The organism is Tunicatimonas sp. (genome assembly GCF_049647865.1).
In the GTDB taxonomy this organism is placed as follows: domain Bacteria; phylum Bacteroidota; class Bacteroidia; order Cytophagales; family Cyclobacteriaceae; genus Tunicatimonas.
The window spans coordinates 1-12,903 of record NZ_JBARYM010000613.1; the positions used below are offsets into that span (position 1 = coordinate 1).

The 12,903-nt window shown below is 42.0% G+C and carries 14 protein-coding genes; 6 read left to right on the plus strand and 8 right to left on the minus strand.

Annotation, left to right across the window (positions count from 1 at the left end):
* The 5 genes from WBA23_RS17915 to WBA23_RS17935 all read left to right on the plus strand — a co-directional run.
* On the plus strand, nucleotides 1-1,575 hold a 1,575-nt coding region (locus WBA23_RS17915; RefSeq protein WP_424583656.1), incomplete at its 5' end, for a sensor histidine kinase.
* Nucleotides 1,576-1,678: 103 nt separating this feature from the next.
* A complete protein-coding gene (locus WBA23_RS17920) occupies nucleotides 1,679-2,530 on the plus strand; it encodes a DMT family transporter (RefSeq protein WP_424583657.1) in 852 nt (283 codons plus the stop codon).
* Between the two features lie 96 nt (nucleotides 2,531-2,626).
* Complete coding sequence (tgt, locus tag WBA23_RS17925; RefSeq protein ID WP_424583658.1) at nucleotides 2,627-3,757, plus strand: tRNA guanosine(34) transglycosylase Tgt; 1,131 nt, start codon at nucleotides 2,627-2,629, stop codon at nucleotides 3,755-3,757.
* Nucleotides 3,715-4,857 (plus strand): LptF/LptG family permease, encoded by a 1,143-nt coding sequence (locus WBA23_RS17930; protein WP_424583659.1) that lies wholly within the window; start codon nucleotides 3,715-3,717, stop codon nucleotides 4,855-4,857. The genes tgt and WBA23_RS17930 overlap by 43 nt, the downstream gene beginning before the upstream one ends.
* Entirely contained in the window at nucleotides 4,857-5,789 is a 933-nt protein-coding gene (locus WBA23_RS17935; RefSeq protein ID WP_424583660.1) for a DMT family transporter, read from the plus strand. The genes WBA23_RS17930 and WBA23_RS17935 overlap by 1 nt, the downstream gene beginning before the upstream one ends.
* A gap of 190 nt (nucleotides 5,790-5,979) precedes the next feature.
* Here the strand turns inward: WBA23_RS17935 and WBA23_RS17940 are convergent, their stop codons facing one another.
* The 7 genes from WBA23_RS17940 to WBA23_RS17970 all read right to left on the minus strand — a co-directional run bounded on the left by WBA23_RS17940 (nucleotide 5,980) and on the right by WBA23_RS17970 (nucleotide 11,812).
* Nucleotides 5,980-6,951, minus strand: a complete 972-nt coding sequence (locus WBA23_RS17940; RefSeq protein ID WP_424583661.1) for a M23 family metallopeptidase — start codon at nucleotides 6,949-6,951, stop codon at nucleotides 5,980-5,982.
* A gap of 333 nt (nucleotides 6,952-7,284) precedes the next feature.
* Nucleotides 7,285-8,319, minus strand: a complete 1,035-nt coding sequence (locus tag WBA23_RS17945) for a rhodanese-related sulfurtransferase (RefSeq protein WP_424583662.1) — start codon at nucleotides 8,317-8,319, stop codon at nucleotides 7,285-7,287.
* A gap of 60 nt (nucleotides 8,320-8,379) precedes the next feature.
* Nucleotides 8,380-8,853 carry a bifunctional diaminohydroxyphosphoribosylaminopyrimidine deaminase/5-amino-6-(5-phosphoribosylamino)uracil reductase RibD gene (gene ribD, locus WBA23_RS17950; RefSeq protein WP_424583663.1) on the minus strand — a complete coding sequence of 158 codons (474 nt, stop codon included), beginning with the start codon at nucleotides 8,851-8,853 and terminating at the stop codon, nucleotides 8,380-8,382.
* A 74-nt stretch (nucleotides 8,854-8,927) separates the two neighbouring features.
* Nucleotides 8,928-9,164, minus strand: coding sequence for a membrane protein insertion efficiency factor YidD (yidD, locus tag WBA23_RS17955; protein ID WP_424583664.1), 237 nt, complete (start codon nucleotides 9,162-9,164; stop codon nucleotides 8,928-8,930).
* A 7-nt stretch (nucleotides 9,165-9,171) separates the two neighbouring features.
* Nucleotides 9,172-9,687, minus strand: coding sequence for a dCTP deaminase (locus WBA23_RS17960; RefSeq protein WP_424583665.1), 516 nt, complete (start codon nucleotides 9,685-9,687; stop codon nucleotides 9,172-9,174).
* A gap of 139 nt (nucleotides 9,688-9,826) precedes the next feature.
* Nucleotides 9,827-11,341, minus strand: a complete 1,515-nt coding sequence (gene cysS / locus WBA23_RS17965) for a cysteine--tRNA ligase (RefSeq protein WP_424583666.1) — start codon at nucleotides 11,339-11,341, stop codon at nucleotides 9,827-9,829.
* A 66-nt stretch (nucleotides 11,342-11,407) separates the two neighbouring features.
* Nucleotides 11,408-11,812 carry a phosphoribosyl-AMP cyclohydrolase gene (locus WBA23_RS17970; RefSeq protein WP_424583667.1) on the minus strand — a complete coding sequence of 135 codons (405 nt, stop codon included), beginning with the start codon at nucleotides 11,810-11,812 and terminating at the stop codon, nucleotides 11,408-11,410.
* 110 nt (nucleotides 11,813-11,922) lie between these two features.
* On the opposite strand from WBA23_RS17970, the gene WBA23_RS17975 reads away from it, so the two are divergent.
* A complete protein-coding gene (locus WBA23_RS17975) occupies nucleotides 11,923-12,519 on the plus strand; it encodes a hypothetical protein (RefSeq protein WP_424583668.1) in 597 nt (198 codons plus the stop codon).
* A gap of 66 nt (nucleotides 12,520-12,585) precedes the next feature.
* Here WBA23_RS17975 and WBA23_RS17980 read toward each other — a convergent pair.
* Nucleotides 12,586-12,903, minus strand: a 318-nt coding sequence (locus WBA23_RS17980; protein WP_424583669.1) for a M48 family metallopeptidase, incomplete at its 5' end; no start/stop codon positions are given.

A 12,903-nucleotide genomic window follows, 5' to 3' on the forward strand; every position in this document is an offset into this window, starting at 1 on the left:
GACGAATATCTTGCTTATAAAGAAGATATAGGACAGTTTGAATATACGGTAGACCGTGTTGGTTTGTACTTCACGGTGCTTCAGCGAAAAAATGAATCAATTCGAGAGAATTGTATTCAGCTAGCTAGTATTAACCACGCTCGGCTAAGTGATAAGGATGCTATTGCTCAGCACCTGTATTTTCGCTCTAAAATGTCGGTATTCCTGATTTTAGTAATGGTACTAATTATTGTGGGGTGGGCGGTGTATCAAGTACCTCACGCTATTGTAAAACCGCTTACCGATATTACTGAAAAAATACGGCGAATCGCACAAGGTGAATATCAGCAGAGAATTACGGTAGACTCTCGTAGCGAACTTGGTGAGCTCGCTCAAGCCTTTAATGTGATGTCTATCAAGCTCCAAGAGTTTGAAAAACTTAATATTGAAGAAGTACAGGCGCAAAAAAGTCGAATGGAGTCAATCATTAAAAATATGAGCGACGGGCTAATTGTGCTGGACGAAGACAAACGCATTATTCTGGTGAATGAGTCGGGTAAACAAATTATTGACTTGGAGGATAATCAGTTTTTAGGGAAGAAACTTAGCGATTTTACTGGTAATGAAGTAACCGCCGAACTAAACCAAGCAATAAAAGAGACTGCCCGGCAATCAGGAAAACCTGATAGTCAAGATACGAGCAACTTTCTAAAAGTAGACAACTACCACGGTAAGAAGTCTTTCTTTACCAAAGAAATTATGCGGGTATACGGACGGGAAGATTCATTCCGAAGGTTCATCGGCTATATTGTTATTCTCAAAGATATTACTGCTTTCAAAGAATCAGATGAAGCTAAATCTAAATTTGTAGCAGTTGTATCTCATGAGTTAAAAACTCCGCTGTCTGCGCTGAACATGAGCCTGATGTTACTACAGAACCCTCGCATTGGAGAGTTATCAGGTGAGCAGTCAGAAATTGTGGGTTCCATGAAGCAAGAGGTACATCGGCTCGTTAAAATGGTTACCGAGTTGCTAGATTTGGCCCGGGCCGAGAATGGAACCATTCAGATGGACAAGAAATTAGTATCCCCTCAGGTATTAATCGAGTACGCAATAGCTCCAGTGCAGATCAAACTACTAGAGAAGAACCTTACTCTTAGAAACGAAACGTCTGAAAACCTACCCGAGATCAACATTGATCCTGAAAAGATTTCCTGGGTACTCATTAACCTACTTACCAATGCTATTCGATACGCTCCTGAAGGAAGCGAGGTAATTATCTCCACTAAGCAAGTAGGCGGCTACGTAGAATGCTCAGTACGCGACTTCGGCCCCGGCATATCCCCGAAAAACGCCCGGCGGGTATTTAACAAATTTGTGCAGATATCTGACAATGGGAAGAAAAACAAAGGAGGTTTGGGTTTAGGATTAGCTATTTCCAAAGAAATTGTACAAGCCCACGGCGGGCAGATTTACGTAGAGAGCGAAGTAGACTCCGGTAGTCGATTCTATTTTCGCATCCCACTTGTAGACTCAATTAATGAGGAGCCAGAAATTATCTACGACGCGTTGCCTCAGGTGGTAGAAGCCGAATAAACTCAGGATATTAGGTACAACCCTAGTTTCTATTCTGCGTTACTAACAATTTTCATCGCTTTCTCTTTCCGTTTGCATGGTTTTCTCTCCAGGTGTTCGCTACATGCTACTGGCTACATTCTTGTTCGCTTGTATGAACGTATTGGTGAAAATGGTATCACATATTCCGGCGGTAGAAGCCGTATTTTTTCGTAGCCTGATTTCACTCGTAATGAGCTATTCTGTGCTGCGAATTCAGAAAGTCAATATGTGGGGTAATAATCACAAATGGCTAATAGCGCGAGGGGCATTTGGGGCGGTAGCCTTAGTCCTTTATTTCACATTATTACAAGATATACCGCTGGCTACGGCTATCACTCTACAATTCTTATCTCCCATCGCCACGGCTATTCTAGGAATGTTGCTACTCCGCGAAAAAGTCTGGACGCTACAGTGGTTCTTTTTTCTGATCACATTTATAGGAATGCTAATCATTAGCGGCTTTGAAGCCCGGATGGAACCTATTCATCTACTTATGGGAATTATTGCGGCAGTTGGATCAGGAATGGCGTATACCATTATTCGGAAACTTAGTTATTCAGAACACCCTTTAGTTATTGTGCTTTACTTTCCGCTAGTTACCCTTCCGATTACGGGAATTCTTTCTGTTTACGATTGGGTACAACCTACCGGCTGGGACTGGTTGGTGCTGTTAGGAATTGGAGTGCTTACCCAGTTTGCTCAGTATTTTATGACCAAGTCGTATCAGGCAGAAGAGGTTTCTAAGGTAGCGAATCTTAACTACCTTAGTATTATCTACGCGCTATCATTCGGGTTTTTCTTCTTTGGTGAAACATTCAACTTACTCACCTACGTAGGTATGGTGTTGGTTATTGCGGGCGTGATACTAAATGTGTGGTATAAACAGAGAAAGCAGAATGAAGTCGAGCAACATCGAGAATCAGTACCTTCCTAAAATACTCGAGTACTTTAACTCGTAGTGTTTTAGTGTGTAGTTTTGAGTAAACATTAAACTATAATACGCTGGCACTATAATACCATAATACTACAAGTGAAATTTACGCTACAAAAGACCGATACTAAAAGTAATGCCCGCACTGGTGAACTGATCACTGATCACGGAACAATTCGCACACCAATTTTTATGCCGGTGGGCACATTGGGTACCGTAAAAGCCGTTCATCAGCGGGAGCTTAAAGAAGATATTAATGCTGATATTATTCTCGGTAACACGTATCACCTCTACTTAAGACCCGGCGTAGAATTACTGAAGCAAGCGGGCGGACTGCATCGTTTCAACGGATGGGATCGCCCAATTTTGACTGATAGTGGTGGTTATCAGGTATACTCTCTTACAAATATGCGTAAGATAAAGGAAGAAGGCGTTACTTTCCAATCGCATATAGATGGCTCCCGACACACTTTCAGTCCCGAGTCAGTGATGGATATTCAGCGTACTATTGGGGCCGACATTATTATGGCCTTTGACGAATGTACGCCTTACCCCTGCGATTATGAATACGCCAAGCAATCCCTGCACCTAACGCATCGGTGGCTAGAGCGTTGCGTTAAACGTTTTGATTCAACCGAGGGACACTACGGTTACGAACAAGCTTTGTTCCCCATTGTGCAAGGTAGCACCTACCGTGATCTACGCCAGCAATCGGCCGAGTTTGTAGCGAAGCAAAATCGACTAGGTAATGCCATTGGAGGCTTAGCCGTAGGTGAACCTGCTGAAGTGATGTACGAAATGACTAATCTGGTTTGTAGCATTCTACCCGCTAGTCAGCCGCGTTATTTAATGGGTGTAGGCACCCCAGCTAATATTTTAGAGTCTATTGCGTTAGGAGTAGATATGTTTGACTGTGTGATGCCTACTCGTAATGCTCGCAACGGGATGTTGTTCACTACTCAAGGAATTATTAACATTCGGAACGAAAAATGGAAAAATGATCTTTCTCCTATTGATGAGACACTAGGTGGTTACGTGAGTGCGTTTTATAGCAAAGCGTATCTGCGGCATTTGATACACGCTAAAGAGATGCTGGGTCCCCAAATTGCGAGCGTACACAACTTAACATTTTACCTTTGGTTAACCCGACAGGCCCGGGAGCAAATTGAGCAAGGAACTTTTGCTCGTTGGAAAAATCAAATACTCCCAACAATTATGCAGCGGCTATAGCCGTGTTTGAAGTAAAATATTTGATGCTTAAAATATTAGATCGCTACTTACTTAAAAAGTTTCTTGGCACATTCGGTTTCGTAGTGCTGATACTGGTGTCTATTGTTTGTGTCATTGATTTTACTGAAAAGAATGACGATTTTTTAGAGCACCAGCTAGGCGCGGGGGAAATTTTGGCGTACTATCTGGATTACATTCCGTACTTAGCAAGTCTAATAACTCCAATTACCGTTTTTATTGCCGTAGTATTCGTTACCTCTAAGCTGGCCAACAATACCGAAATTGTGGCGATACTAAGCGGAGGGGTGAGCTTTCGTCGGCTTTTGCTGCCTTACTTTATTGGTTCTTCACTCATTGCAGTTGCTAGCTTCTTCCTGAATGGGTGGGTTATTCCTAATGCTAATAAAGATCGTATTGCCTTTGAGCAAACGTACATTAAAAGCCCCTTTTACTTCGACGATCGAGACATTCATATGAAGGTAGCCCCGGAGCTGTATGCCTACATGGAAAGCTACAACAATAGCAATAATGTTGGTTATCGCTTTACGTTGGAGCAAATTCAGGGTAACCAGATGCTACAAAAGCTTTCGGCTCGTCGTATTGAATGGGATTCTACCCAGTTGAAATGGACGCTCAAAAATTGGACACTTCATCAATTTGATGGAGAAGATGAAACAATTTCTAATGGCGTAAGCCTTGATACAACGTTAAACATCTCCCCCGATGATTTCGGCAGTACCTACGGCTTGTTTGAAACGCTTACAATACCTGAATTAAATCGATATATTGCTCAGCAACAGGAAAGGGGAGCTAATGATATTCCGGTGTATTTGGTAGAGAAGTATATTCGCTATATGTCGCCCTTTACTGCTATCATTCTTACTTTTATTGGTGTTGTTATGTCGGCAAAGAAAAGCCGAGGCGGTTCAGGATTTCAAATTGCCTTGGGTTTTATGATCGCATTTGTCTTTATCATCTTTTTTATCTTTGCTCGTAGCATTGCCGAAGTAAACTCAATGGACCCAATGCTGGCGGTATGGCTACCGAACATTATATTTACCGCCGTTGGTATTTTCCTCTACCGTATTATTCGCCGTTAATGGCTGCTAGAACTAAGCATTATGTTCTACTGCACTTCATCGTTCTAATTTGGGGGTTTACAGCAGTACTAGGATTATTAATAAGTATCCCGGCAGTAGAAATAGTTTTTTTTCGCACCCTAATTGCTTCGGGAGTCATTGCTCTGCTACTATGGTTCCGACGAGTTGATTTTCGGGTTCCAGGACGCATGTTTGCGCTATTAGGTACCGGGAGCTTAATTGCCCTTCATTGGATCTTATTTTTTGGAGCAGCCCGCATCTCTACTGCTTCGGTCACATTGGCGGGAATGGCAACCTGTTCGCTGTGGACTTCTTTAATTGAACCGTTAATGACCCGACGAAAGATTCAACTCTACGAAGTGCTATTGGGGGTAATAGTAATTGTGGGACTATACGTAATTTTTCGCTTTGAATTTACTTATGCGTTAGGCCTTAGTATGGCCGTAGTTTCTGCCCTAATTGCCGCTGTTTTCACCGTACTTAATGCTGGGTTTAGCAAACACTATGATCCGTACTTGGTAACATTTTACGAAATGGTAGGTGCTACGCTGAGTATTGCTTTATTTTTTCCTATTTATCAACGGTGGATTAGCGATACGGGTGAACTGTTCCTTAGCCCCTCGGCCTCAGATTGGCTATGGTTATTGGTGCTAGCTTTGGCATGTACGGTATACGCTTACTCTATATCTGTAGAGTTAATGAAATATGTCACAGCATTTGCTATGAACCTTACTAATAACTTAGAACCTGTGTACGGGATTCTACTGGCGGTGTTAGTATTCGGTGAAAAGGAGCAAATGACCCCTCAATTTTACATTGGCACCCTCATTATTCTAACTTCGGTGTTTGCGTACCCTTTTATTCGTCGTTATCGGAAAGTGCGAAGATACCACCGAATTAATAGCCGTAGAAATTTAGAGGAAGTTTCGTAGAGAAACTAGAGCCTAGAGGCAAAAGCAGGGGGAATGAACAGTGATTGATGGGTGTCGGCGAGTTGAGTAAGACAAAGAAATGTTAAGCGGTTGACCGTTAACAACAGTTAGCAATCAAGCCATTTAACAATTCACTCACGCCTATCTTGTTCATTTCAAGTACCGCACTCACTATTGAGAACCAATCGTCTTACATAGATGAGTTTTCAACCGAAGCTAACTCTACTAGTTTTTCAAATTCTTTATCAGTAATATCTTGGTAGAAGTAATGGATGGGGTTTACTTTCTTACGATTTTTAACTACTTCGTAGTGCAAGTGAGGACCTGAAGATGTCCCTGTATTGCCAGAGTAGGCAATTAGCTCGCCTCGCTTTATTTTCTGGCCTACTTTTACATTAAACTCCGACAGGTGAAAATATTTAGTTTTAAAGCCAAAGCCATGATCAATTTCAATATTTTTTCCGGCACCGGTAAAGCGGGTTGATACTTTTGTCACTTTGCCTGCTCCGGTAGCGTAGACGGGAGTTCCTACCCGGGCACCAAAGTCTATACCGGTATGCATCCTTCTTATTTTATGTATCGGATGAAAGCGCAATCCAAAACCAGAAGATAAGTATGACTGTTTTAGCGAAATAGGGGTAATAGCTGGAATGGATGCCAGCATTAAATGTTGTCTTTTAGCCAGACTCAAAAGCTCATCATATGACTTAGTCTGAATGTACATTTGCCGCTTGAGCTGATCGAACCGAGTCAGTGTTCTAAGCAGAAAATTTCCATTCTCTAGTTCTTGTTCTACTAAATCTTGATAGCGACGTGTACCACCGATTCCAGCGTTTCGGATAGAGGATGCAATAGGCTCTTGCTCAAAAATAGTGCGATACACTTTATCATCTCGGTTCTGCAATTTTGCCAACACTTGGCCTACCTGCCCCATCTCTTTGTCGAGCATCTGCAACCGAAATACCAATCTCTCATTTCCTTTTCGGAGCAGTTTCTCATTCGGTGAATCATAGTACGAAAGATAGATCACCAAAATACAAACCGCACCCGTTAGTACCAATGAACCATATAACAGAATATCCAGTGTAATGCTGGCCGAAGTCCTTTTTATAGGCTCGTATTTGCAAGTCTCTGTATCGTAATGATATTTTACTTTTGACATCTGTTAAGACTGGTTTGAGACAAATAGTTGATCATTCTGTAAAGAGGTTAAAAAAACGTATAATCTGTATTGTAAAAATACTATTTATAGCAGAAAAGTTAAATTGTAGCTTAAGCCAAACAGTACATTGACTAGTTTTTCTTCTTTTACAATTTTCATCCGTAGGCCTCCTTGGCGCATTACAGTTTGGCGAGCGAAGAATGAAAAGTGTAGATCAAAGAGTATAAAAATAGATCGGCTGGAATGCAGTTAAATAGGCGAAAAAGCACTGATGCTAGTACTAAATCATTTTGGATAGAGATAGAAAAGGAGGAAGCTATTGAGCTGTTAATGCTACTGTCGTAATTGGTGTTTTAAGTGTTCAGAACGCCCTTTGTGAAAGATGTTTCGCTTTTGCTGCTTCAATTTACGCAATGCCTTTTGTTCTTCTTCCGGAAGTTCGATAAATTCTTGGCAATCAGTAGTGCAGCAGCCATTGTACTTCTTAGCACAACCTTCACACTGAATGAACAGGAGATGACAGGCTTCATTTCGGCAATTGGTGTGCGTGTCGCAAGGGGCACCACATTGGTGGCAGTGGCTGATAATTTCACTAGAGATTCTCTCCCCTAACCGTTCATCAAATACGAAGTTTTTGCCTTTAAATTTATTAGGTAGTCCCTTTTCTTGTACTTGCCGAGCGTAATTAATAATCCCTCCCTCCAATTGGTATACATTCTCGAAGCCTTTATGCTTGAAGTACGCACTGGCTTTCTCACAACGGATTCCCCCCGTGCAGTACATCACAATATTCTTCTCGCGGTGCTCCTTTAATATATCTTCTACTTTGGGTAGCGATTCTCGGAAAGAATCTACATCAGGCAAAATAGCGTTTTCAAAGTGACCTACTTCGCTTTCGTAGTGATTTCGCATATCTACAACTACGGTGTCAGGGTCATCAGTTAATACGTTAAAATCGTCGGCTTTCAGGTGAATTCCTTTATTGGTTACATCAAACGTAGCATCATTCAGTCCATCAGCCACGATCTTTTTCTTTACCTGAATTTTGAGCTTGTAAAAAGATTTGCTGTTATCATCTACCGCAATATTCAATCGCACATTTTTCAAAAAAGTAATCGTAGCAAGCTGTTCTTGAAATTGCTCAAAACGATCTTTTGGCACATTAATCTGAGCATTGATACCCTCGTTCGCTACATATACACGACCTAGTACGCCTAACTCAGCCCATTGTAAATATAAGTGATCGCGAAAAAGAGTAGGTTTACCAATATGGGCGTATTGATAAAAGGATAACGTGATACGCTCCTCATTACTTTCCCGAATTTGTTGCTTTAGTATTTCTCGATCAACGCGATTATGTAAATGCATAGCTGAATAATAGAAATTCTCGCAAAATTAGTGATTACCGCTGAATTCTACTACTTCTGATCAATGTGGTACTGAACTGGAGCGAATCGTCGTAACAATCTGCTGAAAAAATAAGCGGTTAAGCTTTTCGCCTTCTTTTTGAAGAGTGCCAATATCTACTTTAATACCAGCCTCTCGAATTCTACGGATGCCGCCACCATCTACCAATGGATTAGGGTCAATATTAGATACTACCACTCTTTTTACTTGGTGCTGAATCAGTAGATTGGAACAGGGAGGTGTTTTTCCGTAATGAGAGCAGGGCTCTAGATTAACGTATACAGTACTGCCAATAATATCTTTCTGATTTTGCACCTGATCAACCGCGTTACGTTCAGCGTGAGCTTCGCCGTATTTTTGGTGCCAACCTTCACCAATGATCCGTTCTTCCTTTACAATTACACAACCAACCATTGGATTGGGTTCTACCTTTCCTCGCCCTAATTCAGCTAACTCTAGCACCCGGCGCATATACAACTCATCAGAAGAATTCATGAAATAGTCAATGTTACAGTACTAACACGCAGCGAGTAAGCAAAAGTTTTGAATTGTGAGTCTCATTAGCGGGGCTATTTCTGGTTCGGTTGATTTCTTTTGGGAACAGGATCGTAGCCATGGGTGCCCCAGGGATGACAACGGGAAATTCGCTTAATTCCTAACCAGCTTCCCTTCAAAAAACCCCATTCTTGAATAGCTTCCAACGTATATTGAGAGCAACTTGGGGCATGGCGACAGTTATTGCCCAGCAGCGGAGAGATAGCATACTGGTAAAAACGAATAAGTCCCTTAGCTAGGTAGATGAACATGTATCTGTTAGCGTAACTCCTGAAAAAGCAGACTGGGCTGAATATCTGAGTGATGATACTTTTTACTTTGATATTTTATGTGATCGCCCCGTAGCTCCTGAAAATATATCTGGCAAATCTCTACATCGGGATACACCCGAACTGGTTGCACACAAGCAATTTCTAGTGTCCAGCATCCATTAGAACCAATATTTCCTAACCCTGCGGTGAAATGCACCAATATTCCTAATCTACCGATAGAAGAACGGCCTTCCAACATCGGAACGTGAAAATCCGCCTGGATACGCTCAACCGTTCGCCCCAAATAAAGCCGTCCTGGCTCTAGGATCAAACCATCGTCCGGAATAATAACTTTTTCAACCGGATTATCTGCTTTCATATCCAACAGCCGATCTTGATATACCAGAAGCTCATTATGTAATTTCAGATTATAACTATTCGGATTAAGCTGCTTCCGTGAGAATGGGTCAATATTGATTTCGCTGCCTTGCAACCGCTCAATTTCTTTTCCTGACAGTATCATACGTTTTTTTTCAAAACCTAGCACATCTTCTACTACTTTACCGTAAAAATGAAGCTATTATATCAGCTATGTAAGGTAAATCATTAGTGCGTAGTATTAGAATAACGCAAGGTGTGCAGTATAACGTACAAAAGTTAGATTAGTTTGTAAATGAGTAGGTTGTACTACCGGCTTTTTCGTCTTTCAGTTGCACGCCCAGCTCCTTTAGCTGATCCCGAATCTGATCGGAAGTGGCAAAATCTTTATTAGCTCGGGCTTGATTGCGAATACTGATTAGCAATTCAATTAGCCCTTCTTTTTGCTGAGTGTCATTCGTCGCCTCGGCTTGTAGACCAAGCACTTCCGAAATAAAATCTTGGAAAGTTTTTCTTAAATGCTGAAAAGTCTCCGTCGAAATCGCGGCTAAATCAAGCTTTTGGTGGTTAAAACCGTTGATCTTAGAACTCAAATCGAATAGCACCGCAATAAGCTTAGCCGTATTGAAGTCATCGCTCATTTCCCAGTAGCACTGCTCGCATAACTGATTAATTTCCTTGTTTAGCTTTTCGTCTATAGTCCCAGACTGGTGATTGAGTTTGCCCAATGTTTCCTGGGCGTTTAGTAGGCGGGTAAGCCCTTTCTCAGCTGCTTGTAAGGCTTCATTAGAAAAATCTACCGGACTACGGTAGTGTGCTTGTAAAATAAAGAAGCGAATTGTAGCGGGTGAGTACGCCTGTACTAATAGTGCGTGGTCGCCCGTAAATAGTTGATCCAGCGTAATAAAATTACCCTTCGATTTGCTCATCTTCTGTCCATCAATGGTAATTAAATTATGATGAATCCAATAATTGGCCGGGTGATTATGAAAGGCACCGTAGCTTTGAGCTACTTCCGCCTCGTGGTGGGGAAATTGCAGATCTAGCCCTCCACCATGAATATCGAAGGTTTCGCCTAAGTATTTGGTACTCATAGCGGTGCATTCTAAATGCCAGCCAGGAAATCCTTCGCCCCAGGGTGAATCCCAGCGCATAATATGCTCGGGATTGGCTTTTTTCCATAAAGCAAAGTCGTGCGGGCTGCGCTTTTCATCCAAGCCTTCGGTTTGGCGGCTCCCTGATTGTAAATCCTCTAGCACCTTACCCGATATTTGTCCGTACTCTTGTTCTTGAGCATATTTTCCCAAATCGAAGTAGATAGACCCATTTACTTCGTAGGCGTATCCATGCTTTAGTATGGACTGAATAATTTCTATTTGCTCAATGATATGTCCAGTAGCACTAGGTTCAATGCTAGGTGGTAACACATTTAGTAAACGCAAAGCATCTCGGTACCGATAGGTGTAAAGTTGAACGATCTCCATTGGTTCCAGCTTCTCCAGTCGCGCCTTTTTAGAAACCTTATCTTCTCCGGCACCCGCTACTTCGTCTTCCAAATGCCCCACATCAGTTATGTTGCGCACGTAACGTACCTTATATCCTAAAAAAGCTAAGTACCGAAAAATTACATCAAAGTTTACGGCGGAGCGGGCATGCCCTAGATGCGGGTCACCGTATACCGTAGGCCCACAAAGATACATCCCCACCAGCGGAGGGTTGATTGGTTCAAAGACCTCTTTTTGGCGAGTTAAACTATTGACTACAGATAATGGATATTTTGTGTATAGTGCGTGATCCATAACAGTTAAATATTGAGTGCTAAAGTTAGCAGAATAATGTCAGAAGCGTTCTTTCAGAAGCACCATTTATTCGGTACTAGTGGCAGAATCAAATATTAGTGATTTACGGTCAAAGTCTATTTTACGATAAAAGCAAGCTCTGCGGGTTTGGCCATTATTATTTTTAGTATGGCAAACCCCTTCTCCTTCCAGTACTACCTGATATAACAGTGCGTCCTGATCGCAATCAACCCAAATATCGCTAATGCGTAAGCGATCACCCGATGTCTGCCCTTTCGTCCACATCTCCTGCCGAGAAGTGCTCCAAAAGGTAGCGTAACGAGTTTCAATAGAGCGTTGAAGTGCTGCTTGGTTGGCATAACCCACCATAAGTACTTTTCCACTGGAATGTTCCTGTACTACTACCGGAAGCAACCCGCCTCGCTTCTTAAATTGAAGTGATAGTTTGGTTCCTTCTTCTAAATGATTCATAGAAACAAAATTACGCTTCCTCTCGGCTTTTTACTAAGCCATCGCACCATTCTCCCAATTTCCGCGTAATTATAGTACTTTTGTAGTACTCATCAGAAATTTTGGTCAATATGATGCAAAAATTAGGGACTCTGATTATCTTATTTGGTATTGCTATTCAGGGTTTTAGTCAAGATTACGTCAACGCACAGCAACGCGACTTGATGATGAAGATGGATGAAGGAGTAGCTTTGATGAATCAGGGAGATTACGCTAAAGCAGATACCTACCTTCAACAGGTTCTGATTGATATTGGGGTAGTTCCAGCTGAATTATGCTTTTATTTTGGCAAAAACTCTTATCATCTCGAGAAATACAAACAAAGTATTGATTGGCTTAATAAGTACATTGAAATTAAAGGTACTACCGGGCAATTTTTCGATCAAGCAAAAGAGTATCTGGCTCTTTCGGAAACTGACTATTTGACTGAAAAAGTTGGACCAACTAGACAACCGGTAAAAGAGAACCTAGCTAAACCTCAGCGTATCGATTGCAGTACTACACCTTTTATACTTTGTCCGGTTTGCAAAGGAAGCGGAGTGCTTATTGAACAAGGTACGCTAGGTAATGCTATTTACCGTTCCTGCCCTTACAGTGACGACAGTGGTCGTATGACTTGTGAAGACTATCAGAAATATCTGCAAAGAGATTTAGTGATTAGTCCGTAGTCGAAGTCCACAGCAATTACGTTTCTATTTTCTGTAAACTGTCGACTGTGGACTATGTACTAAAAGCTATTTCACGTATTTTCCTTGGTACTTCTTTGTCTTGGGAGTTATTCGCCTAATATCACGAATACGGGTTTCTGGGGCCGGGTGGGTCGATAGAAATTCCGGGGGGCGTTGTCCGCCACCCTGTTGAGCCATTCGCTGCCAGAAGGGTACCGCTGCTTCAGGATTGTACCCGGCCATTGCCATAAAGTATAACCCTAGCTCATCAGCTTCAGATTCTTGAGTTCGTCCAAAGGGTAGTAGAACGCCATACTGCGCTCCCAAGCCAAAAGCAGTGTTTGCCAACTGACGAGTCGCGGCTGGTTTACTCTGTAAAGCAAC

Coding starts and splice junctions, on each gene's coding strand:
- WBA23_RS17920 (WP_424583657.1), top strand. CDS start 1,679: ATGCTACTGGCTACATTCTTGTTCGCTTGTATGAACGTATTGGTGAAA.
- WBA23_RS17935 (WP_424583660.1), top strand. CDS start 4,857: ATGGCTGCTAGAACTAAGCATTATGTTCTACTGCACTTCATCGTTCTA.
- WBA23_RS17940 (WP_424583661.1), bottom strand. CDS start 6,951: ATGTCAAAAGTAAAATATCATTACGATACAGAGACTTGCAAATACGAG.
- WBA23_RS17945 (WP_424583662.1), bottom strand. CDS start 8,319: ATGCATTTACATAATCGCGTTGATCGAGAAATACTAAAGCAACAAATT.
- ribD (WP_424583663.1), bottom strand. CDS start 8,853: ATGAATTCTTCTGATGAGTTGTATATGCGCCGGGTGCTAGAGTTAGCT.
- yidD (WP_424583664.1), bottom strand. CDS start 9,164: ATGTTCATCTACCTAGCTAAGGGACTTATTCGTTTTTACCAGTATGCT.
- WBA23_RS17960 (WP_424583665.1), bottom strand. CDS start 9,687: ATGATACTGTCAGGAAAAGAAATTGAGCGGTTGCAAGGCAGCGAAATC.
- cysS (WP_424583666.1), bottom strand. CDS start 11,341: ATGGATCACGCACTATACACAAAATATCCATTATCTGTAGTCAATAGT.
- WBA23_RS17970 (WP_424583667.1), bottom strand. CDS start 11,812: ATGAATCATTTAGAAGAAGGAACCAAACTATCACTTCAATTTAAGAAG.
- WBA23_RS17975 (WP_424583668.1), top strand. CDS start 11,923: ATGATGCAAAAATTAGGGACTCTGATTATCTTATTTGGTATTGCTATT.